This window comes from Streptomyces sp. NPDC001663 (genome assembly GCF_042893105.1).
Lineage (GTDB): Bacteria > Actinomycetota > Actinomycetes > Streptomycetales > Streptomycetaceae > Streptomyces.
This window is the reverse complement of sequence record NZ_JBIAUR010000007.1, coordinates 434089-455012: the sequence shown is the minus strand read 5'-3', so window position 1 is coordinate 455012 and position 20924 is coordinate 434089. Positions and strand designations below refer to the sequence as shown.

General features: G+C 69.9%; 19 protein-coding genes. 6 read left to right on the top strand and 13 right to left on the bottom strand.

All coding sequences use genetic code 11. The features are described 5' to 3' along the window. The first annotated feature begins 273 nt into the window (after positions 1-273). The gene (locus ACFY1L_RS24660; RefSeq protein ID WP_388828106.1) at positions 274-1284 is read left to right on the top strand and encodes an acyl-CoA desaturase; all 1011 of its coding nucleotides are present in this window, start codon (positions 274-276) and stop codon (positions 1282-1284) included. Continuing rightward, positions 1281-1958 (top strand): TetR family transcriptional regulator, encoded by a 678-nt coding sequence (locus tag ACFY1L_RS24655; RefSeq protein WP_388828103.1) that lies wholly within the window; start codon positions 1281-1283, stop codon positions 1956-1958. Before ACFY1L_RS24660 ends, ACFY1L_RS24655 begins: the two co-directional genes overlap by 4 nt. 23 nt (positions 1959-1981) lie before the next feature. Here ACFY1L_RS24655 and ACFY1L_RS24650 read toward each other — a convergent pair whose 3' ends face one another. From ACFY1L_RS24650 to ACFY1L_RS24640, 3 genes are all read right to left on the bottom strand, one after another. Continuing rightward, the gene (locus ACFY1L_RS24650; RefSeq protein WP_388828100.1) at positions 1982-2155 is read right to left on the bottom strand and encodes a CsbD family protein; all 174 of its coding nucleotides are present in this window, start codon (positions 2153-2155) and stop codon (positions 1982-1984) included. Between the two features lie 63 nt (positions 2156-2218). Continuing rightward, a complete protein-coding gene (locus ACFY1L_RS24645) occupies positions 2219-2587 on the bottom strand; it encodes a glyoxalase (protein WP_388828408.1) in 369 nt (122 codons plus the stop codon). Positions 2588-2589: 2 nt separating this feature from the next. Continuing rightward, positions 2590-3402, bottom strand: coding sequence for a trans-aconitate 2-methyltransferase (locus tag ACFY1L_RS24640; RefSeq protein ID WP_388828097.1), 813 nt, complete (start codon positions 3400-3402; stop codon positions 2590-2592). Positions 3403-3491: 89 nt separating this feature from the next. On the opposite strand from ACFY1L_RS24640, the gene tamR reads away from it, so the two are divergent. Beyond that, positions 3492-3989: a MarR family transcriptional regulator TamR gene (gene tamR / locus ACFY1L_RS24635; protein WP_328871921.1), complete on the top strand. Its 498-nt coding sequence runs from the start codon at positions 3492-3494 to the stop codon at positions 3987-3989. Here the strand turns inward: tamR and ACFY1L_RS24630 are convergent. After that, complete coding sequence (locus tag ACFY1L_RS24630; RefSeq protein WP_361260293.1) at positions 3948-4715, bottom strand: response regulator transcription factor; 768 nt, start codon at positions 4713-4715, stop codon at positions 3948-3950. The two genes, tamR and ACFY1L_RS24630, sit on opposite strands and share 42 nt — an antisense overlap. A gap of 303 nt (positions 4716-5018) precedes the next feature. Here ACFY1L_RS24630 and ACFY1L_RS24625 point away from each other — a divergent pair, with 303 nt between their 5' ends. Then, on the top strand, positions 5019-5462 hold the full coding sequence (locus ACFY1L_RS24625; protein WP_388828092.1) for a GNAT family N-acetyltransferase: 444 nt from the start codon (positions 5019-5021) through the stop codon (positions 5460-5462). Here the strand turns inward: ACFY1L_RS24625 and galK are convergent. From galK to galT, 3 genes are read right to left on the bottom strand one after another with little or no spacing between them, the layout of a single operon-like run. Further along, positions 5455-6609 (bottom strand): galactokinase, encoded by a 1155-nt coding sequence (galK, locus tag ACFY1L_RS24620; RefSeq protein ID WP_388828089.1) that lies wholly within the window; start codon positions 6607-6609, stop codon positions 5455-5457. The genes ACFY1L_RS24625 and galK overlap by 8 nt on opposite strands. Further along, complete coding sequence (galE, locus tag ACFY1L_RS24615; RefSeq protein WP_388828086.1) at positions 6609-7577, bottom strand: UDP-glucose 4-epimerase GalE; 969 nt, start codon at positions 7575-7577, stop codon at positions 6609-6611. Before galE ends, galK begins: the two co-directional genes overlap by 1 nt. Then, positions 7577-8635 carry a galactose-1-phosphate uridylyltransferase gene (gene galT, locus ACFY1L_RS24610; protein WP_388828083.1) on the bottom strand — a complete coding sequence of 353 codons (1059 nt, stop codon included), beginning with the start codon at positions 8633-8635 and terminating at the stop codon, positions 7577-7579. The genes galE and galT overlap by 1 nt, the downstream gene beginning before the upstream one ends. Before the next feature lie 149 nt (positions 8636-8784). Between galT and ACFY1L_RS24605 the strand changes: the two genes are divergently transcribed. Together ACFY1L_RS24605 and ACFY1L_RS24600 are read left to right on the top strand one after the other, a co-directional pair. Further along, positions 8785-10464, top strand: coding sequence for a sodium:solute symporter family protein (locus ACFY1L_RS24605; protein ID WP_388828080.1), 1680 nt, complete (start codon positions 8785-8787; stop codon positions 10462-10464). Positions 10465-10491: 27 nt separating this feature from the next. After that, positions 10492-10824, top strand: a complete 333-nt coding sequence (locus ACFY1L_RS24600; protein ID WP_388828077.1) for a hypothetical protein — start codon at positions 10492-10494, stop codon at positions 10822-10824. Here ACFY1L_RS24600 and ACFY1L_RS24595 read toward each other — a convergent pair. The 6 genes from ACFY1L_RS24595 to ACFY1L_RS24570 form a co-directional block, all read right to left on the bottom strand. Next, a complete protein-coding gene (locus tag ACFY1L_RS24595) occupies positions 10821-11519 on the bottom strand; it encodes a LuxR C-terminal-related transcriptional regulator (protein ID WP_388828076.1) in 699 nt (232 codons plus the stop codon). The two genes, ACFY1L_RS24600 and ACFY1L_RS24595, sit on opposite strands and share 4 nt — an antisense overlap. 288 nt (positions 11520-11807) lie before the next feature. After that, complete coding sequence (locus tag ACFY1L_RS24590; protein WP_388828073.1) at positions 11808-13631, bottom strand: PQQ-binding-like beta-propeller repeat protein; 1824 nt, start codon at positions 13629-13631, stop codon at positions 11808-11810. A gap of 52 nt (positions 13632-13683) precedes the next feature. Beyond that, positions 13684-15474 carry a PQQ-binding-like beta-propeller repeat protein gene (locus tag ACFY1L_RS24585; protein ID WP_388828071.1) on the bottom strand — a complete coding sequence of 597 codons (1791 nt, stop codon included), beginning with the start codon at positions 15472-15474 and terminating at the stop codon, positions 13684-13686. Positions 15475-15667: 193 nt separating this feature from the next. Next, entirely contained in the window at positions 15668-17470 is a 1803-nt protein-coding gene (locus ACFY1L_RS24580; RefSeq protein WP_388828068.1) for an ABC-F family ATP-binding cassette domain-containing protein, read from the bottom strand. Between the two features lie 95 nt (positions 17471-17565). Further along, complete coding sequence (locus tag ACFY1L_RS24575; RefSeq protein WP_388828066.1) at positions 17566-18672, bottom strand: N-acetylmuramoyl-L-alanine amidase; 1107 nt, start codon at positions 18670-18672, stop codon at positions 17566-17568. A 145-nt stretch (positions 18673-18817) separates the two neighbouring features. Then, on the bottom strand, positions 18818-20809 hold the full coding sequence (locus ACFY1L_RS24570) for a nitrate- and nitrite sensing domain-containing protein (protein WP_388828063.1): 1992 nt from the start codon (positions 20807-20809) through the stop codon (positions 18818-18820). Between the last annotated feature and the right edge of the window lie 115 nt (positions 20810-20924).

Genomic DNA, 20924 nt, shown 5'->3' with positions numbered 1-20924 from the left:
AGGGGAACCCGGTGGCAGGGGCCGCGCGGCGGGCGCCGCATACGGCCCTGACATCCGGGAATGAATCAGAGCGGACCGCGCTGTCCGACCGACTCCAGGATAGGTGTCCATGCGGACGCGCAGACTTTCGGGCTCTTGCCGCCGGGCGGGGCACTGCCATACTTACGATGCCGTAGGTTACGGAACCGTAGGGAACGATGTAACGGAACCCGGGCATGGTTCCCACAGCCGCCCCGGCACCTCTCTCAACCCTCGATCCCACAGGGGACGCCCATGACCACAAGCTCCGATGTGATCGAAGACGCCCCGAAGGCGCCCGGCGACACGTCCGTCACCTCCGCCACGCTGGGTGGCGAGCAGAAGGGTTCGATCGAACAGGTCACGCTGCTGCTCTTCATCATCGTCCCGTTCCTCGCGCTCCTTGCGGCGGTGCCGCTGGCGTGGGGGTGGGGGGTGAGCTGGCTGGATCTCGGCCTCATGGTGTTCTTCTACTACCTGGGCTGCCACGGCATCACGATCGGCTTCCACCGCTACTTCACGCACGGCTCGTTCAAGGCCAAGCGGCCCCTGCGCATCGCGCTCGCGATCATGGGGTCGCTGGCGGTGGAGGGCCCTCTGGTCCGCTGGGTGGCGGACCACCGCAAGCACCACAAGTTCTCCGACGCGGAGGGCGACCCGCACTCCCCGTGGCGTTTCGGGGAGACGGTCCCGGCGCTGGTCAAGGGCCTGTGGTGGGCGCACATCGGCTGGATGTTCGACGAGGAGCAGACGCCGCAGGACAAGTACGCGCCGGATCTGATCAAGGACCCGGCGATCCGTGCGATCTCCCGCCAGTTCGTGTTCTGGACGATGCTGTCGCTGGCCCTGCCGCCGCTGATCGGCGGTCTGGTCACCTGGTCCTGGTGGGGCGCGTTCACGGCCTTCTTCTGGGGCTCACTCGTACGGGTGGCGCTGCTGCACCATGTGACCTGGTCGATCAACTCGATCTGTCACGCGGTCGGCAAGCGGCCCTTCAAGTCGCGGGACCGCTCGGGCAACGTGTGGTGGCTGGCCGTGCTGTCGTGCGGCGAGTCCTGGCACAACCTGCATCACGCGGACCCGACCTCGGCGCGGCACGGTGTGGAGCGCTGGCAGGTGGACTCCTCGGCGCGGATCATCCGCTGGTTCGAGGCGTTCGGCTGGGCGTACGACGTGCGGTGGCCGTCACGCTCGCGTATCGATTCGCGCCGGAACACCGGTGAAGAGGGCTCTCGGCACCGGAAGGAGACCGCCGAGGCGGCATGATTGACGCCGTGGCGACCGATCCCAGCAGTACCCCGAGCCCGGACAAACAGCGGCGAACACGGCGCACCCGTATGACGGGGGCCGAGCGCCGTCAGCAGCTGCTGGAGATCGGTCGCACCCTGTTCGCCGCCAAGGGGTTCGAGGGCACGTCGGTGGAGGAGATCGCGGCGAAGGCCGGGGTGTCCAAGCCGGTGGTGTACGAGCACTTCGGCGGCAAGGAGGGGCTGTACGCGGTGGTGGTGGACCGCGAGATGCGGCGGCTGCTGGAAATGGTGACCAGCTCCCTGACGGCCGGCCACCCGCGAGAACTCTGCGAACAGGCCGCCTTCGCCCTCCTGGACTACATCGAGGAGTACACGGACGGCTTCCGCATCCTGGTCCGCGACTCCCCCATCCCGCAGTCGACGGGTTCCTTCGCCTCGCTGATCTCGGACATCGCCACCCAGGTGGAGGACATCCTGGGCCGCGAGTTCAAGAGCCGCGGCTTCGACCCCAAGCTGGCCCCGCTGTACGCGCAGGCCCTGGTCGGCATGGTCGCCCTGACCGGCCAGTGGTGGCTGGACGTGCGCCGCCCGAAGAAGGCGGAGGTCGCCGCACACCTGGTGAACCTGGCGTGGCACGGGCTGGACGGGCTGGAGGCGAAGCCGCACTTGATAGGACGCCGGAAGAGCTGAGGCCGGCACCCCGGTAGGCACGCTCAGTGCTTGAAGGTGTCCTTGCCCTTCTCCTTCGCCTGGCGCGCGTCGCCCTTGGCCTGCTCGGCCTTGCCCTCGGCGGTCATCCGCTCGTTGCCGACCATCCGGCCCATCGCTTCCTTGGCCTTGCCCTTCATCTGTTCCTTCTTGGCGCGGGCCTTTTCTTCCTTCGCCACGATCCTCACTCCTCACGGGTTTCGACGTCGGTGTCACCAGGCGGGTGACCCTGCGCCGTGGGGTCAAACCGAGGTCACCGGCTCCAGGAACTCCAGCCGGTTGCCCACGGGGTCGTACGAGTAGAACCGCCGGTGACCCGGCAGGTTCTCGTCCCACTCCACCTGTGCTCCGTGGGCCGCCAGCCGGGCGCCGTACCGCTCGATGCCGGTGACGCGCAGCCCGGGGTGCGCCTTCTTCGCGGGCCGGAAGTCGGTCTCGATCCCGAGGTGCAGCTGCACGACCCCCACCTGGAACCAGCACCCGCCCCGCGCCGCGAGCACCTGCGGCTTCGGGATCTCCGTCATCCCGAGGACTTCGACGTAGTACGCCCGCAGCCGGTCCTCGGAGCCGGGCGGTGCGGCGAGCTGGACGTGGTCCACGGCGGTGATCACGGTCATGCCTCCTTGCGGGCGACGGCGAAGACCCGGCGGAAGGGGAACGCCGTACCGTGCGCCCCGGCCGGATAGGCCTCCCGCAGGGCCGCCCGGTACTCGTCCAGGAACTCCTCCCGGGCCGCCGGGTCGTCGGCGAGGGCGGTGAGGACGGGCCGCAGCCCGGTCCCCTTCACCCAGTCGAGCACCGGGTCCTCGCCGGTGAGGAGATGCACGTACGTCGTCTCCCATACGTCCGCCTCGCAGCCGAGGGCGGTCAGGCGCTCCAGATAGGCCTCGGGCGCGAGGACGGCGTCGTCGTGGCGCAGGACGTCGGCGAGGCGGTCCTTCCAGCGGGCGGAGTGGGCGAGTTCGCGCATCAGGGTGTGGCTGGGGGCGCCGAAGTTGCCGGGCACCTGGAAGGCGAGGGTGCCGCCGGGCTCGAGGCCGGCGATCCAGCCGGCGAAGCGGTCCGCGTGCCCCGGCACCCACTGCAGGGTCGCGTTGCTGACGATCAGGTCGTACGGCCGCCCGGGCGCCCAGGTCCGTACGTCGGCGGGGGCGAAGTCGAGGCGGCCGCCGCCGGGGGTGGGGCCGGCGTGGTCGACGTGTGCCTTGTCGAGCATCTCGGGCGAGTTGTCGTAGCCGGTGATGCGGGCGGTGGGCCAGCGGTCGGCGAGCAGGACGGTGACGTTGCCGGGGCCGCAGCCCAGGTCGGCGATCTGCGGTGAGCCGGTCGGCAGGTCCGGGACGCGGGCGAGGAGGTCGACGAAGGGGCGGGTGCGGTGGCCGGCGTGACGCAGGTACTGGGCGGGGTCCCAGGTGGGGGTGGTCATGTCTCAAACCTTCCCCGGAAGCTTCTCTTGATGTCAAGAGACTTCACATCAAGAGACTTCACGTCGACACAACCACTACACTGATCGCCATGGAGGACGAGGTCGATCGGCTGGTCGCAGCGTGGCGCCGGGAGCGTCCGGACCTCGACGTGGAACCGCTCGAGGTGCTCAGCCGGGTGAGCAGACTGGCAAGGCATCTGGACCGGGCGCGCAGGCTGGCCTTCGCCGAGCACAGCCTGGAGCCCTGGGAGTTCGACGTGCTGACGGCGCTTCGGCGCGCGGGCACGCCGTATCAGCTCTCGCCGGGGCAGCTGCTGACGCAGACCCTGGTGACCTCGGGCACGATGACGAACCGCATCGACCGCCTGGCCAAGAAGGGCCTGGTGGAGCGGCTGCCCGACCCGAGCGACCGGCGCGGTGTGCTGGTGCGGCTGACGGACGAGGGCCAGGACCGTGCGGACCAGGCCCTCGCCGGCCTCCTCGACCAGGAGCGGGCGATCCTCGCCGAGCTCTCCCGCGCCCAGCGCGGTGAACTGGCGGGGCTGCTACGCCAGCTGACCGCCCCGTTCGACAACATCCCCGGCTAGGTCGACGGGTCCGACGCCGGCCCGGCGGGCCAGCGCGACGGCGGCGAGCGTCGAGTGGACGCCCAGCTTCCCGAGGACGTTCTGCATGTGCGTACGCACGGTGTGGGGCGAGAGGAACAACCGCTCGGCGACGGCCTTCCTCCCCAGCCCGGCGACCATGCACCGCAAGACTTCCCGCTCCCTCGGCGTGAGGGATTCGACGAGCCGTTCGCTCTCGGTGCGGTGCTTGCGCGCGGCGGTCAACTCCCTGAGCACGCCCGTGAGCAGGGCGGGCGGCAGATGCGTCTCGTCGCGCAGGACTCCCCGTATGACATTGAGCAGGCGCGACAGCGAGCAGTCCTTGGCCACCCAGCCGGAGGCCCCGGCCTGCAGGGCGAGCGCGGCACGGCGCGGATCGTCCTTCTCGGCGAGCACGACGATCCGTACGCCCGGCTGCGCGGTGCGCACCCCGGCGACCAGCGAGATCCCGTCGACGAGGCCATCCTCGTTGCCCTCCTGAACGGGCACGGCCGGCCGGACACCCGGCACATTCCCGCCCAGATCGGAGTCGACGAGCAGCACGTCGAACCGGCGTCCCTCGGCTGCCGCACGCTCCAGGCTGCGCAGCGCGGCGGGACCGCTGCCGGCCGCGGACACGTCGACGTCGGGCTCGGCCGCCAGTGCGGCGGCGAGCGACTCGGCGAAGATGCGATGGTCGTCGACGACCAGGACTCGGATGCGAACCACGAAACCCCCTTCCCCAAGCTCTCGAAGAGCAGGGGATACCCCATTTGTCGGGAGACGGCACGGGCGCAGGTACGGCGCCCGAAGCACCCCAGGCCGTCAGTTGACCACCTGGGACCGGAACGGCACACCGCGCGGCCGCCGCCGTGCGGAAACTGCTACCCCCACTTCGGGCGTCGTACCCGACTGTCTCGCCCCCTGATCGGCACCGGCCCCCACCGGTGCTGTTCATCAGGGTACGGCCGGGGGCCAGGAGCGGAAGGTAATTTGCAGAACTGGCTGTCCAGCGCGTTTATCGTGAGCCACATGTTTCGTCTTGAGACAGAAGTCGACAGGGGCCGGCGCGATCTTCTCCGATCCCGCCTGCGGGACACCAACACAGCGGCGTCACCGATCCTGCGCGCCTTGCGCGGAACACCAGGTGAACGCGAACTTCCGCTCCACGTCTGGGCGTTGGACGACGGGGGTGATCTGGCGGCCGGTCTGGTGGGCCACACCTGGACGACCTGGCTGCACGTGACCTACCTGTGGGTGGACGAACGCCACCGCGGCACGGGCCTGGGTTCCCACCTTCTCGCACAGGCGGAACGAATCGCACACGAGGAGCGCGGCTGCGCCTCCTCCCGGCTGGAGACCTGGGACTTCCAGGCGCCGGAGTTCTACAAGAAGCAGGGGTACGAGGTGGTGTGCGTGATCCCCGACTATCCGCCGGGGATCACCGAGTACACACTGACGAAGCGGCTCAGCTGAGCCTGCGCGCCCCCGCCCCCGGCACCGCCTCGAACACCCGCGGGGCCGTGAAGGTCGCTGCCGCGAAGGCCTCCTCGACCGCCTTGGTGATCGTGTCGACGTCGGATGCCTCCGCCAGGACGATGGCCGAGCCGCCGAAGCCGCCGCCTGTCATGCGGGCGCCCAGGGCGCCGGAGGCCAGGGCCGTGTCGACCACCAGGTCGAGTTCGGGGCAGGAGATCCGGAAGTCGTCCCGCAGCGAGGCGTGGCCCGCCACCAGGACCGGGCCGATCGCGCGGGTGTCGCCCGACTCCAGGAGGGAGACGACCTTCTCCACGCGCTCGTCCTCAGTGACGACGTGGCGGACCAGGCGGACCGCCTCCTCGTCGTCGCGCAACCGGGCGAGGGCCGCTTCCAGATCCTCGTAGGCGACATCCCTGAGCGCGTCCACGCCCAGCAGTGCCGCGCCCCGCTCGCAGCCCGCCCGGCGCTTGCCGTACTCGCCCTCGCTGTGGGAGTGCTTGACCCGGGTGTCCACCACCAGCAGGCGCATGCCCTCCGCGGACAGGTCGAAGGGGATCTGCTTCTGGGACAGGTCGCGGGTGTCGAGGAACAGGGCGTGGCCCTCCTCGCAGCACGCCGACGCCGTCTGGTCCATGATGCCGGTGGGGGCGCCGACGTAGACGTTCTCGGCGCGCTGGCACAGGCGGGCCAACTGCCAGCGCTGCAGGCCGAGTTCGTAGAGGTCGTTCAGGGCGAGCGCGATGACGACCTCCAGGGCCGCCGAGGACGACAGGCCCGCGCCCGCCGGGACCGTCGACGACAGGTGGACGTCCGCGCCGGTCACCGCGTGGCCGGCCTCGCGCAGGGCCCAGACGACGCCCGCCGGGTATGCCGTCCAGCTGCGGTCCGACTCGGGCTCCAGAGCGTCCAGTCGGAGTTCCACGACGCCGCCCTCGACGTCCGCCGAGTGCAGGCGCAGCACGCCGTCCTCGCGGCGCGAGACCGCTGCCACCGCCGTGTGCGGCAGCGCGAAGGGCATCACGAAGCCGTCGTTGTAGTCGGTGTGCTCACCGATGAGGTTGACGCGGCCCGGCGCCGACCAGACACCCTCGGGTGCGGTTCCGTAGAGCTCCACGAAACCGTCCCGCACCTGCTGTGCCCGCACTACTGCTCCCTTGCGATCTTCTGCGCGAACTCCCACGCGTCCGCGACGATCCCCGCGAGGTCCGCGCGGGACGGGTTCCAGCCCAGCTTCTCCCGGGCGGTGGCCGCCGACGCCACCAGGACCGCCGGGTCACCGCCGCGGCGCGGGGCCACGACCTCCGGGATCGGGTGGCCGGTGACCTGCCGGACCGTCTCGATGACCTGGCGGACCGAGAAGCCCTCGCCGTTGCCCAGGTTGCAGATGAGGTGCTCGCCGGAGGTGGCGGCCTTCAGCGCGAGCAGGTGGGCGTCGGCGAGGTCCGCGACGTGGATGTAGTCGCGGATGCACGTGCCGTCCGGCGTCGGGTAGTCGTCGCCGAAGACCGAGATCGCGTCCCGCCTGCCCTGCGCGACCTGCAGCACCAGCGGGATGAGGTGCGACTCGGGGTCGTGGCGCTCGCCCTGGGCGCCGTACGCGCCCGCCACGTTGAAGTAGCGCAGCGAGACCGCGCCCAGGCCGTGCGCCGCCGCCTCACCGCTGATCATGTGGTCCACGGCCAGCTTCGAGGCGCCGTACGGGTTGGTCGGCGAGGTGGGCGCCGACTCCACGATCGGGACCTCCTTCGGCTCGCCGTACGTGGCGGCCGTGGAGGAGAAGACGAGCTTGCGGACGCCGGCCTCGCGCATCGCGCCGAGCAGGGCCATGGTGCCGGCGACGTTGTTGTCCCAGTACTTCTCGGGCTTCACGACCGACTCGCCGACCTGCGAGAACGCGGCGAAGTGCAGGACCGCCCCGAAGGAGGAGTCCAGCCACTTGGCGGCGTCGCGGATGTCGCCCTCGATGAAGGTCGCACCGGCCGGGACGCCCTCCCGGAAGCCCGTGGAGAGATTGTCGAGCACGACGACCTCGTGGCCCGCCTCCAGCAGATGCTGGGCGACCACGCTGCCGACATAGCCCGCGCCACCGGTGACCAGGTACTTACCGCTCATCAACTCGCTACCTCTCGCAGTCGCTCGGCCGCGCGCTCCGGCGGCACGTCGTTGATGAACACGCTCATGCCGGACTCGGAACCCGCGAGGAACTTCAGCTTGCCGGAGGTTCGGCGGATGGTGAAAAGCTCGAGGTGGAGCGCGAAGTCGTCGCGGTTGACGCCCTCGAACTCCTCCAGCGCGCCGAACGGGGCCTGGTGCCAGGCCGAGATGTAGGGCGTGGGCGGTTCACCTTCGCCGAAGATCCGGTCGAAGCGCCTCAAGAGTTCCAGATAGACCTTGGGGAACTCTGTGCGCGCGCCTTCATCCAGCGCGAGCAGGTCCGGCACCCGGCGCTTCGGGTACAGGTGGACCTCGTACGGCCAGTGCGCGGCGTACGGCACGAACGCCACCCAGTGTTCACCCTCGAGGACGACCCGCTGGCCGGCGAGTTCGCTCGCCACGACGGTGTCGAAGAGGTTCTCACCGCCCGTCGCCTCCTTGTGGGCCGCGAGCGAGCGCAGCATCAGCGCGGTGCGCGGGGTCGTGAACGGGTACGCGTAGATCTGGCCGTGCGGATGGCCGAGCGTCACGCCGATCTCCGCGCCGCGGTTCTCGAAGCAGAACACCTGCTCCACGGAGGGCAGATGCGACAGCTCCGACGTACGGTCCGTCCAGGCCTCCAGGACCAGGGCCGCCTGCTCCTCGCTCAGGTCGGCGAAGGAGGCGTTGTGGTCGGAGGTGAAGCAGACGACCTCGCAGCGGCCCGAGTCGCCGGCCAGCGAGGGGAAGCGGTTCTCGAAGACCACGACGTCGTACGACGAGTCCGGGATCTCGCTCAGGCGGTCGCCCTGCGAGGGGCACAGGGGGCACTCGTCGGCCGGCGGGTGGTAGGTGCGGCCCTGGCGGTGCGAGGCGACGGCGATCGCGTCGCCGAGCAGCGGGTCGCGGCGGATCTCGGAGGTCGTGACGGTGCGCTCCAGCGGACGCCTGTCCACCGCGTCCCGCACGGTGTCGTCGCGCAGGTCGTAATAGATGAGCTCGCGACCGTCGGCCAACGAGGTCGAGGTCTTCTTCACGCCTCTGCTCCTTACACACGCAACCCTCAACATAACTAAACATAACAAACCACAAGGCAACAGCGACGTCAATGGGTGAGGGCCCGCAACCGGAGAAGTCGCGCGGTGTGAGCAGGCGTATGTTTCGTGTGAGGGGCATAGATACGTGCATGCAGAACCCCACCTATCTGGCTGCAGAGCTCCGGCTCCCCACGAACGGGCTCGACTACACGATCCTCGGCATCTACTTCGCCGTCGTCCTGGGCATCGGCTTCGCCGCGCGCAGATCGGTCAAGACCAGCCTCGACTTCTTCCTCTCCGGGCGCTCCCTGCCCGCCTGGATCACCGGTCTCGCGTTCATCTCGGCCAATCTGGCCGCCACCGAGATCCTGGGCATGGCCGCCAACAGTGCGCAGTACGGCGCGTACACCGTGCACTGGTACTGGATCGGCGCCATCCCGGCCATGGTCTTCCTGGGCCTGGTGATGATGCCCTTCTACTACGGAAGCAAGGTCCGCTCGGTCCCCGAGATGCTGCTGCTGCGCTTCGACAAGTGGGCACACCTGCTGAGTTCGGCCCTGTTCGCCTTCGCGGCCATCCTGATCGCGGGCGTGAACCTCTACGCCCTCGCGATCGTCGTCGAGGCGCTGCTGGGCTGGCCGCAGTGGGTGGCGATCGTGGTCGCCGGGGCGTTCGTGCTGGCGTACATCACGCTGGGCGGTCTGTCGTCGGCGATCTACAACGAGGTGCTGCAGTTCTTCGTGATCCTCGCGGCCCTCATCCCGCTCTGCGTGCTGGGCCTGAAGAGGGTCGGCGGCTGGGACGGCCTGACCGACTCCCTCACCAAGACGCACGGCGCGGACTTCACCACCGCGTGGGGCGGCACCGGCATCGGCAGCGCCAACCCGCTCGGCGCCAACTGGCTGACGATCGTCCTGGGCCTGGGCTTCGTGTTGTCCTTCGGCTACTGGACGACGAACTTCGCCGAGGTGCAGCGCGCGCTGTCGGCCAAGAACCTCAGCGCGGCCCAGCGTACGCCCCTGATCGCCGCATACCCGAAGATCTTCATCGTCTTCCTGGTGATGATCCCGGGCCTGGTGGCCGCGGTGCTGGTCCCGAAGATCGGTACCTCCGGCTCGGATCTGCAGTACAACGACGCCATCCCGTACCTGATGTCACAGCTGCTGCCCAACGGCGTGCTCGGCATCGCCGTGACCGGGCTGCTGGCGGCGTTCATGGCGGGCATGGCGGCCAATGTGTCGTCCTTCAACACGGTGTTCACCAACGACATCTGGGCGCGGTACGTGGTCAGGGGCCGCGAGGACGAGTACTACGTGCGCTTCGGCCGCCTGATCACGGTGATCGGTGTCTGCGCGTCGGTGGGAACGGCGTTCCTCGCCTCGTCCTTCTCGAACATCATGAGCTACCTGCAGACGCTGTTCTCCTTCTTCAACGTGCCGATGTTCGTCGTCTTCATCGTCGGCATGTTCTGGAAGCGGGCGTCCGCGAAGTCCGGCTTCTGGGGGCTGCTCGCGGGCACCGTGACGGCGATGGTGAACTACTTCGTCTTCTACAAGCGGGACATCATCTCCATCCCCACCGACCAGGGAGCCAACTTCGTCTCCGCGATCGCCGGCTTCGTCGCCGGCGCGGTGGTGATGGTCGTCGTGTCGCTGTTCACCCGTCCGAAGCCGGCCGAGGAACTGGAGGGCCTGGTCTACGGCACCCGGTCGCCCGGCATGGCCGAGCCGCCCGCGGCCGGTGACGACGCCTGGTACCGCAAGCCGGCCCTGCTGGGCTGGGGTGCCGTCGTCCTGGCCGCCGCCTGCTACATCCCGTTCTCGTTCTGAGACGCCTTCCGACAAGAGGGAGAGACCATGTCCGATCAGTCCGGGTTCTCCGGTTACTCCGAGAAGGACGTCCAGCGCGAGGTCACCGAGCTGGAGGGCAAGTCCGCGACCGCCGCCCGCATCTTCGACCTGCGGCGGATCATCGGCGCCCTGTTCGTGCTGTACGGCGTCATGCTCACGATCGTCGGGATCACCGACGACCAGGCAGCGATCGACAAGGCGCAGGGCGTCAACATCAACCTGTGGACCGGGATCGGGATGCTGATCCTCGGCGTGTTCTTCCTGGTGTGGCTGAAACTGCGCCCCACGCCCCCTCCGCTCCCGGAGGCAGTGGAGGCAGACGAGGCGGACAGGCCCTAGGAGGCCTCCGGCCCCACTCCCGTCTCCGGAGGCGGCGAGTGCGGAACCGGGCCCGCTCTGTCCAGCAGGCCCGTCCGTGCCGCCAGGGCCGCCGCCTCCAGGCGGGAGCCCACGCCCAGCTTCATCAGGACCCGTTGGACGTGGGTGCGGGCCGTGGACGGGGCGATGCCCATGCCGGCCGCGATCAGGCGGGTGTCCTCGCCGTCGGCGACCCTGACCAGGACCTCGACCTCCCTCGGGGTGAGCATCTGGAGCAGGCGCTGCCCCTCGTCGTCCGGCTGGGCGGCGGGGTTCAGGAGCTCGCTGAAGGCACCCTGGAGGAGCTGCGGCGCGACCGCCGCCTCGCCCGCCCTCGCCTTCATGATCGCCCGCTCCACGCCCTCTATGCGCTCGTCATGGCGTACGTAGCCCGAGGCGCCCGCGGCGAAGGCCGCCGCTATGCCGCGCGGGCTGGGTACCGGGCCCAGTACCAGGACCGCCACCTGCGGACGCTCCCGTTTGATCTTCACCACCGGGTCGAAAATGCCCGGCTCCGCCGGTGTCGCCGTGCCCAGCAGGCACACCTCCGGCGCACGGGTGATCACCAGCTCCGCCGCGCCCGCGGCAGGCGCCGCCGCGGCGAGCACCCGGTGCCCCCGCAGCTTCAACGCCGAGGCCAGTGCCTCGGCGAGCAGTCGGTGGTCGTCGACCACCATGAGCCGCACTCCCACGACCAACCCCCCAGTCCCCCCAATGGATCCCTATGGATGCCCCGCTATGGGTGCCCCACCATGGGTGCCCACTGGTCCGCGCGGACAGAAGCCCCCTCCCGGCTCCCCCGCTCTTCATGCCCCCGGAAGCTACACGCTTGTTCGACGTTGCGCTCCCCCTACTGGTGAGAACTGCCCCGGATCGACGGAATTTCTGGCATTCGAGGGTGATGGGCGGTACGCGCACGGCCCCGCCCCTGAGCAGGGACGGGGCCGTCGACGCGGACGAGTGGTTCAGCCGCTGGTGCCGAAAGCGAGCGCCAGATACTCCTTGTCCGAGGAACTCGACGACGACTTGTCGGCGTAGACCCCGGACATGTACAGGTGGCCCTGCGAGTAGAGGATCTCGGAGTAGTCCGGCGACATGCTCGACTCGGCGTCGCGGACCGACTCCGTCGCCGGGTTCTCCAGCAGCTTGGTCTCCTTGAAGGAGCCGCCGTCGATGGTGACGATCTGGCCACCCTTGTCGTACGGCGGACGCTTGTAGGCGAGCACGTTGCCGCCGTCCATGCGCAGCGGGGTGATCGTGTAGCCGTCGCCCGCGTCGGCGCGCTGGCCGGTCTGCTTGCCCGTGGCCAGGTCGAACGCGACGATCTCGTTGGTCCGGCTGTACTGACCCGTGCCGTCGTGCTCCTCGGTCGGGATGTAGAGCTTGCCGTTGCCGACCGCGAGGCCGTTGCACGCCTCGATCCGGGTGATGCCGTCGCAGCGGGCCGCGTACTGGTCGCCCGGCGCCGAGATACGGGTGATCAGCTTGCCGGTCTTGTTGTCGATGGAGAAGAAGTCCGAGATGCCGCTGCCGTCGCCCGCGCTGTCGCCGACGTCGGCGGCCACCACCAGCGGGTTCGTCGACACCACGGAGGCGTACTCGATGCCCGAGGTCATCTTGTACTCGGAGATCACCTTCCCGGTCTTCGGGTCGATGGTCTGGATGTGCAGCTGCCGCTGGTCGTACGAGCCGCACTTGCGCACCGCGACCAGCTTCTCGCCGCCGCCGTACCCGGCGTCGTAGCAGGTGTCCGTCGGCTTCGGCGCCCACAGAGACTTGCCGGAGGTGATGTCCCAGGCGGCGCCGCCGCTGGTGCTGCCCACCGCGACGGTGTCCCCGCTGACCGTCACGTTGTCCAGGCCGATCGGCCGGTCACCGGAGTTGACGGTCTTGGTCCACAGCTTCTTGCCCGCGTCCAGGTCGATCGCCGCGACCTGGCTGCACCCCGCCGAGCTGTTCTTCGGCGGCATCTTGGGCTGGAAGACGATGGCCGTCCTGTTGTCCGCGGTGGTGTGGTCACTGGCCTCGCACACCGGGCCGGGCAGCTTGATCGTCCACAGCTTGGTGCCCTTGTCGGGGTCGTAGCCGTTGATCTCGGCCACGCCGCTCTTGACGTACGCCTTGTCGGTCAGCCACGAACCGGACACCACGGTGCTGTCGTCGACCTTGGGCTCCGGGACCTGGAACAGCACCTCGGAGCTGGTGTTGGCGGGCACCTTCTCCTCGCCCTTGCTCGAGGTGCCGCCGGTGTCGCTCTTGTCGTCCCCGCCGCCCGTGGGGCCGGCGGAGCTCAGCTCCGGGTCCTTCTTGTCGTCGCCCTTGCCGGAGGAGGCGTACCAGATGCCGCCGCCGACGATCAGCGCAATCGCAACGACCGCCGCGACGATGATGACGAGCTGTGCGTTCATCTTCCGCCCGCCGGCCGGCTGCCCGGCCTGCGGCTGCAGCGGCACGGTCGGCTGCTGGTAGCCGTAACCGGGCTGCTGGCCATAGGGGTTGGGCGGCTGCTGGCCGTACGGGTTGGGCTGCTGCCCGGGGTAGCCGTAGCCCGGCGGGGTCGGCGGCGCCTGGGGCGGCTGGCCCTGCGGCGGGGCCTGGGGGTAGCCGTACCCGGGCTGCTGCGGGGGCGGCGGAGGCGGGGTCTGCGGGGCCCCCGGCGCCTGCGGGTAGCCGTAGCCCGGCTGCTGCGGGGCGCCGAAGCCGGGCTGCTGCGGCGGCTGGTCCTGCGGCGGGCCGAAACCGCCCTGCTGCGGGGGCTGGTTGGGCGGTGGGGGCGGTGGCTGGGTCATGACGTGAGTACCTCGAGAGCGAGCGGCGGGGACGGCAGAGGGGAGGGAAGAGTCACTTGCCGTAGGCGAGCATCAACTTCTCCTTCGCGTCGTCATTGCCGGTCAGCCGGGTGGTCGAGAGGTAGAAGCGTCCATCGACCCAGTCGAAGGCCTTGGAGTAGAAGCCGTCCTCGATGTCCGCGGTGCTCTGCGGGTTCTGCAGCAGCTTCACCGGCTTGTGGCTCGAGCCGCTGATCGGGATCGACACGACCTGGCCGCCCGAGTCGTACCCCGGCTCGACGTACGCGACGAGCTTGCCGCCCTCGATCCTGATCGGCATCATCGACTCGTCCGCCGGGGACTTGACGCGCCACTTCTCCTTGCCGTTGGCGAGGTTGATCGCGACGACCTCGTTCGGCCCGCTGGTCGCCTCGGTCGGCAGGTACAGCGTGGTGGAGTCGGCGGCGACGCCCTGGCAGCCCTGCAGCTCACGGTCGATGATCGCCCAGCCGCACTCGGGGGCGAAGTTCTCGTCGAAGTCGACCTGCGAGCGGAAGGTGCCATTGGCGTTGAACGTGGAGATGTTCCACGCCTTCTTGTCCTGGTTGGTGCTGTAGACGACGAGCGGGTCGACCGAGTACGTCCGCGCGACCGTCCAGCCCTTGTCGAACTTCTGGGTCCACTTGGCCTTGCCGGTCGTCGGGTCCAGCTCCTGGACCTCGTCGTGCTCGTTCGACCCGGTGGCGTCGCAGGAGGCGACGGCGATCAGCTTGCTGCCGCCCGCGAACGCGGTCGGGAAGCACGAGTCGCCGTACTTCTTCTTGTCGAAGAGCTTCTTGCCGGTCTCGACGTTGTACGCCACCCCGGACTGCGAGCGGCCCACCATCAGTGTCTTGCCCGTGATGGACAGGTCGATGGTGATGGTGCTGTCGAACAGCGCGCCGTCGGCGAGCGTGCCGCTCCAGCCCTTCTCGCCGGTGTTCAGGTCGAGTTGCTGGAGCTTGTTGCACTTGGCGCGGTCGCTGCTGCCGCTCTCGTACGCCACGACGACCTTGTCGTCGGCGGACTTCTGCGGGGTGACCGCGCAGACCTTCTGCGGGAAGGTGATCGGGTCCCAAGTGGGCTTTCCGTCGCCCACGTTGAAGGCGAAGACCTGCTTGTACGCCGCCTTCACCGCCGTCTTGTCGGTGATCCACATGCCGGGGGCGTCGGCGCCGGAACCGGGCGCGTCGGGCGCCTCCTTGTACCAGAGGACCTTCGCCTCGCCGGCCTGGCGGCCCTCGTTGAGGTTCTCGGGGTCCGCGCCGCCGTCGCCGCTGCCGTCACCGGGGTTGACCGGGGCGGACTGGGACGCCTTCGGGTCGTCGCTCTTGCCGGCGACCGGCTTCTTGTCCTTGTCGTCGCCCCCGCTGGTCACGGCGAAGACGATGCCGCCGATGACGGCCAGCGTGACGACCACCGCGCCGATCACCAGCGCGGGCTTGCCCTTGAAGGGGTTGCCGGAGCCGGAGCCGGGCGGCGGGGTGCCGGGCCCGCCGGGGTACTGGGGCTGCGGGTAGCCGTAACCGGGCTGCTGTCCGTAGGGGCCCGGCTGCTGGGGCTGGCCGTAAGGTCCGGGCTGACCGTAGGGGCCGGGGGCCGGCTGACCGTAGGGGCCGGGCTGCGCGTACGGGCCGGACGGCTGGCCGTACGGCCCCGGCTGCTGGGGGGCCTGCGGTGCCTGCGGGTAGCCGTAGCCGGGCTGGGGGGCACCGGACGGCGGGGTCTGCGGCGGGCCCTGGGGCGGCGGCGGGGTCTGCGGAGCGCCGAAGCCTCCCGGTGGCTGCTGCGGCGGTTGCGGCGGCTGGTTGGGCGGCTGAGTCATCAGCGCGTCTCCCCCTCGTTCACTGATTTTTAGCCACGCCCTGAGGTACGTGATGGACCCAGAGTCGTACTCAGAAAGTTCTCAGGCGGCCCTTTCTATCACTCGGGACCGACAACGCACCGGGCCGGTTCATCCCCTGTTCCCAAGGGAGGACCGGCCCGTGATGCCGTCGTTATGCGCCTTCACGCACCCTTCACGCGTCCTCGGCAAGCTCCAGCCAACGCATTTCCAGTTCCTCGCGCTCGGCGGTCAAGTTCCTCAATTCCGCGTCGAGTTCGGCCACTTTCGCGAAGTCGGTTGCGTTGTCCGCGATTTGGGTGTGGAGCTTGGACTCCCGCTCGGAGACCTTGTCGAGCTGCCGCTCGATCTTCTGGAGTTCCTTCTTGGCGGCGCGCTGGTCGGCGGCGCTCTTCTCGGGGACGGCCTTCACCGCGACCGGCGCCGCAGCGGCGACCGCCTCCTCCATCCGCCGGCGCCGCTCCAGGTACTCGTCGATGCCGCGCGGCAGCATCCGCAGGGTGGCGTCGCCGAGCAGTGCGAACACCCGGTCCGTGGTCCGCTCGACGAAGAACCGGTCGTGGGAGATGACGATCATCGAGCCGGGCCAGCCGTCGAGGACGTCCTCCAGCTGGGTCAGGGTCTCGATGTCGAGGTCGTTGGTGGGCTCGTCGAGGAAGAGGACGTTGGGCTCGTCCATGAGCAGGCGCAGCAGCTGCAGTCGCCGCCGCTCACCACCGGACAGGTCCCCGACCGGCGTCCACTGCTTCTCCTTGTTGAAGCCGAACGTCTCGCACAGCTGCCCGGCGGTCATCTCCCGCCCCTTGCCGAGGTCGACGCGCTCGCGCACCTGCTGCACGGCTTCCAGGACCCGGGTGTTGGGGTTGAGCTCGGCGACCTCCTGGGAGAGGTAGGCGAGCTTGACGGTCCTGCCGACGGTGACGCGCCCGCCGACGGGCTGCTTCTCGCCCTCGGTGCGGGCCGCCTCCGCCATCGCCCGCAGCAGCGAGGTCTTGCCGGCGCCGTTGACGCCGACCAGGCCGATGCGGTCGCCGGGGCCGAGCTGCCAGGTGACGTGCTTGAGAAGGACCTTGGGACCGGCCTGGACGGTCACGTCCTCCAGGTCGAACACCGTCTTGCCCAGCCGGGAGGACGCGAACTTCATCAGCTCGGAGGTGTCCCGGGGCGGCGGCACGTCCTTGATGAGCTCGTTGGCGGCCTCGACGCGGAAGCGCGGCTTCGACGTACGGGCCGGGGCGCCGCGGCGCAGCCAGGCGAGCTCCTTGCGGACGAGGTTCTGCCGCTTGACCTCCTCGGTGGCGGCGATGCGCTCGCGCTCGGCACGGGCGAAGACGTAGTCGGAGTAGCCGCCCTCGTACTCGTAGACGTCGCCCTTCTGCACATCCCACATGCGCGTGCACACCTGGTCGAGGAACCAGCGGTCGTGCGTGACGCAGACGAGCGCTGAGCGGCGCTCGCGCAGATGCCGGGCGAGCCAGGCGATGCCCTCGACGTCGAGGTGGTTGGTCGGCTCGTCGAGGACGATCAGGTCCTGTTCGTCGATGAGCAGCTTGGCCAGGGCGATACGGCGGCGCTCGCCGCCGGAGAGCGGGCCGATGACGGTGTCGAGGCCCTGCGGGAAGCCGGGCAGGTCGAGCCCGCCGAACAACCCCGTCAGTACGTCCCGGATCTTGGAGTTGCCCGCCCACTCGTGGTCGGCCAGGTCCCGGATGACCTCGTGCCGGACGGTGGCCTCCGGGTCGAGGGAGTCGTGCTGGGTGAGCACGCCGAGGCGCAGCCCGCCGGAGTGGGTGACGCGCCCGGTGTCGGCCTCCTCCAGCTTGGCCAGCATGCGGATCAGCGTCGTCTTGCCGTCGCCGTTGCGCCCGACGACCCCGATCCGGTCGCCTTCGGAGACGCCGAGGGAGACGCCGTCGAGGAGGGCACGAGTGCCGTACACCTTGCTGACGTTCTCGACATTGACCAGATTGACGGCCATTTTTCTCCTGCCCGGGGGATCGATCAGCCTCCCAGCCTAATGCGCGCCGGTGGTCGACCGATCCCCTCGCAGGTCAGCCGTAGATCACCCGCCGATCAGCGGGCCGCGGCCGCGCGGACCTCGGTCAGGAGGTCGTACATGACCTGGCCGGGGCACTCGGTGGCGAAGTAGTCGCGGTGGCCGCCGACCGTGTGCGTGTCCTTCTGCACGCCGTTGACGGGGTTGACGTACGTCACCTGCGCCTGCGGGTCCAGGCCCTTGAAGCGGGAGATCACCTTGATCAGCCGGATCAGGGACGCCTTGGCCGCGTCCGTGGGGCCCTTCTCCTGGAGTGTGCCGATCAGGGCGATCCCGAGAGCACCCGAGTTGTAGCCCACGGAGTGGAAGCCGGTGACGAGGTCGCCGTCCGTGTTGAAGGCCGGGATGCCGTCGTCGCCGGAGTAACGGCCCTCGTAGACGGTGCCCGCCTCGTCGATGAGGAAGTGGTAGCCGATGTCGCCCCAGTCGTTGGTGATCGCGTGGTACTCGTAGATCGCGCGCACCGTCGCGGCCGGGTCGGGATCGTCGTTCGGCGTCGCGGTGTGGTGGACCGTGATGATCTGCAACGGGTAGTACGTCTCGGGCGAGTTGACCTTGCCGTCCTTGTAACGCTTGGACTCGTCGGCGCCCCAGGCCGGGCGCGAGAGGTAGCCCACGCCACGCACGCGTGTGGGCTCGCTCGGCACCTTGAAGGTGCGGGCGGGGCCGCTGGTGGTGTCGATCGCCAGCGAGCGCACACCGTTGATGTCACTCGGGGCCTTCACCTCGTACGCGGTGGCGCTCTGGGCGGCGACCAGGGCCGTGCCGCCGTCCTCGACGGCCGCGCAGCCGCTCGCCAGGGTCTGCCAGTCGCCGTCCGCGAGCCGGATGACGGCGCCCTCCTTCGCGCCGGACCAGCGCAGACCGACGTAGGAGGCGGCGAAGGCGGTGTTGGCCTCGCCGGTGCCGGTGGCGGCCTCGGTCCGGGTGGCGGGGAACTTCTCCGGCTTGGTGCCGGAGCTGCCGGCGGCGGCGGAGCCGGTGGAGTCACCGGAGCCGGTGGCCGCGAAGACCGCCGGGGTCACGGCAGCTGCGCCGGCCACCGCCGCGGCGGCCCCGATCGCGCCGCGACGGGACAGAGAGCGCTTGCGACGGTGGGTGGGGGGAGTGGGGGATTCGGACACAGGGGGGACCCTTCGGCTGTGCAGAGACGTACAGGTGCCACACCAGGCACTTGAAATGTCAATGACCCTATCCGCCTCACTCGCCCCACCAGTACTGCGCCTGCAGTACTTTCGGGTGGAAATCAGGTGAAGATCACCAACGCTGTCACGCACCCGCCCCGTTGAACCGCTGGTGCGGAATCAGTGCCGCCGCGGGCGCCAACCCCCGCCCGCCGGCCGCGGTTTCGCCGACCGGCATGTCGTCGCGCGTCAGGTTCTCCGGGATGAACACGGCCGCGGTCACACCGCCGCCCGGCGAGGACCGCACCTCCACCCGCAGGCCCTGCCGCTCGCGCAGCCGGTTCACCACGAACAGGCCGATCTGCTTGGCGTCGAGGAGGTCGACCCGGTCGGACTGGATCTTGCGGTTGGCCTCGGCGAGGGCCTCCTCGTTCATGCCGAAGCCGCTGTCCTCGACCTCGATGAGCACGCCGTCGCGCATCCTGGCCGCCCGCAGCTGCACCTTGGTGCTCGGCGGGGAGAACGCGGCCGCGTTCTCGACCAGTTCGGCGAGGAGGTGGATCACGTCGGCGACCGAACCGCCGACCACGGACACCTTCGGCACGGCCCAGATCTGCACCCGGGGCGAGTTCTCGATCTCGGCGACCGCCGCCCGCAGCACGTCCGCCAGCGGGATCGGGTCCCGCCAGCCGCGGCCGGGTGCGATGCCGGAGAGGATCAGCAGGCTCTCGGAGTGGCGGCGCATACGGGTCGCCAAGTAGTCGACGCGGTACAGGTCCTGGAGTTCCGCCGGGTCCTGCCGGCGCCGCTCCAGGCCCTCCAGCAGGTCCAGCTGGCGGTGCAGCAGCACCTGACTGCGGCGCGCGAGGCTGACGTATACCCCGGAGATGCCGCTGAGCAGCTCGGCCCGCTCGGAGGCGGCCTTCAGCGCGGCCCGCTGCACGGCTGTCAACGCCGTTCCCACCTGGGCGAGTTCGTCACCGACCAGGCGGCGCATGGGGGCCTCGGCGTCGATGTCGACGCCCTGCCCGGCGTGCAGCTTGCGCATGGCCTGCGGGAGCCTGCGCCCGGCCACCTCGAGGGCGTCGTTGCGCAGGTCGAGGAGTTCGACGATGAGGCCACGGCCGACCAGGACCGAGACCAGCAGCGACAGCAGCACGCCGACGAGACCCAGGACCACCGCGACACCGGACGCACCGAGCGTGTCCCAGCCGAACGGGTCCGCCTTCGCCGTGGCCCCCGTACCGGCCTTCGTCTCGGCCGCCGTAAGACCCTTCAGGACCCCGGACGCCGCCGAGTCCCAGCCCTTGAGGAACCCGGCCGACACCGCCGTGGCTCCCGGCCCGGCGCTCTGCACTCGGTTCTCCACTGCCTGCAGCTGCGCGTATCCGTCGCCGCCGAGGACCTTCTGGTACGCCGCCCGGTGCGCGGCCTTCAGATCGGCGACCGCCGGCTGGAGCAGCTCTCGCCGGGTGGCCACGGCGCCGACGAACTGCGCGTACTGAGCCTGCGTCAGGATGCCGCGCACCTTCGCCGCGCCGAGCAACGCCTGCTCCTGGGCCACGGCCTCACGCGCGCGGGCGAGTTCGAGCACCACACGCGCCTCGGAGGCGGCGCCGGTGCTGCGGTCCCCGGTGAGCGCGCCGGTGACGAGGAAGCCGTGCTCGATGACCGCGGAGTAGTCCGTGTACGTCGTCGAGGGCGACGCGCCCTTCGCGGTCGCCTCCAGGCGCAGCTTCGCCAGCCGGCCGGCGTCCTCTTTCAGGCGGTCGATGCGCGCCGGCAGGCTCGCGTTGAGGAGTTCGGCGTCGGAGCTGGAGGAGTTGATGCCGTCGAGCAGGGCGGTGGCGGCCTTGTCGGTGGCCTTGCCCGCCGCTTCATAGGCGGCCGGCGCGGCGGAGTGACGCAGGGCGGCGGCCCGCTCGGCCTGCATGGCGGTGACGAAGTCGCCGACGGGGGCGAGGAGTTCGGAGTTGACGTCCTTGGCCCGCTCGGTGTCGCCGATGCTGGACGCGGTGGTCACGGCGGCGAAGCCCCACAGTGCCATGAGGGACACGATGGGCAGCATGAGCAGGGAGACGATCTTCGCTCTGACCGATCTGGGACGCAGCCGGCCGGACGCGCGGAGAAGACGCATGGGGGGACCTCGTTCAAAGGGAGACTGCAACGCCCCAAGGGGCGCGGGGCGGTATGGAATTTGCGGCTACCGCCGCGTGGGCGCGACCAGCCACGCACAACCCGCAGACGGCTAT

Excerpts from the sequence above, each read along its gene's own strand:
- ACFY1L_RS24570 (WP_388828063.1), bottom strand. The coding sequence starts at position 20,809 with ATGCGTCTTCTCCGCGCGTCCGGCCGGCTGCGTCCCAGATCGGTCAGA.
- tamR (WP_328871921.1), top strand. The coding sequence starts at position 3,492 with ATGGAGGACGAGGTCGATCGGCTGGTCGCAGCGTGGCGCCGGGAGCGT.
- ACFY1L_RS24660 (WP_388828106.1), top strand. The coding sequence starts at position 274 with ATGACCACAAGCTCCGATGTGATCGAAGACGCCCCGAAGGCGCCCGGC.
- ACFY1L_RS24605 (WP_388828080.1), top strand. The coding sequence starts at position 8,785 with ATGCAGAACCCCACCTATCTGGCTGCAGAGCTCCGGCTCCCCACGAAC.
- galE (WP_388828086.1), bottom strand. The coding sequence starts at position 7,577 with ATGAGCGGTAAGTACCTGGTCACCGGTGGCGCGGGCTATGTCGGCAGC.
- ACFY1L_RS24600 (WP_388828077.1), top strand. The coding sequence starts at position 10,492 with ATGTCCGATCAGTCCGGGTTCTCCGGTTACTCCGAGAAGGACGTCCAG.
- ACFY1L_RS24580 (WP_388828068.1), bottom strand. The coding sequence starts at position 17,470 with ATGGCCGTCAATCTGGTCAATGTCGAGAACGTCAGCAAGGTGTACGGC.
- ACFY1L_RS24640 (WP_388828097.1), bottom strand. The coding sequence starts at position 3,402 with ATGACCACCCCCACCTGGGACCCCGCCCAGTACCTGCGTCACGCCGGC.
- ACFY1L_RS24585 (WP_388828071.1), bottom strand. The coding sequence starts at position 15,474 with ATGACTCAGCCGCCCAACCAGCCGCCGCAACCGCCGCAGCAGCCACCG.
- ACFY1L_RS24655 (WP_388828103.1), top strand. The coding sequence starts at position 1,281 with ATGATTGACGCCGTGGCGACCGATCCCAGCAGTACCCCGAGCCCGGAC.
- ACFY1L_RS24590 (WP_388828073.1), bottom strand. The coding sequence starts at position 13,631 with ATGACCCAGCCACCGCCCCCACCGCCCAACCAGCCCCCGCAGCAGGGC.
- ACFY1L_RS24595 (WP_388828076.1), bottom strand. The coding sequence starts at position 11,519 with ATGGTGGTCGACGACCACCGACTGCTCGCCGAGGCACTGGCCTCGGCG.
- ACFY1L_RS24625 (WP_388828092.1), top strand. The coding sequence starts at position 5,019 with ATGTTTCGTCTTGAGACAGAAGTCGACAGGGGCCGGCGCGATCTTCTC.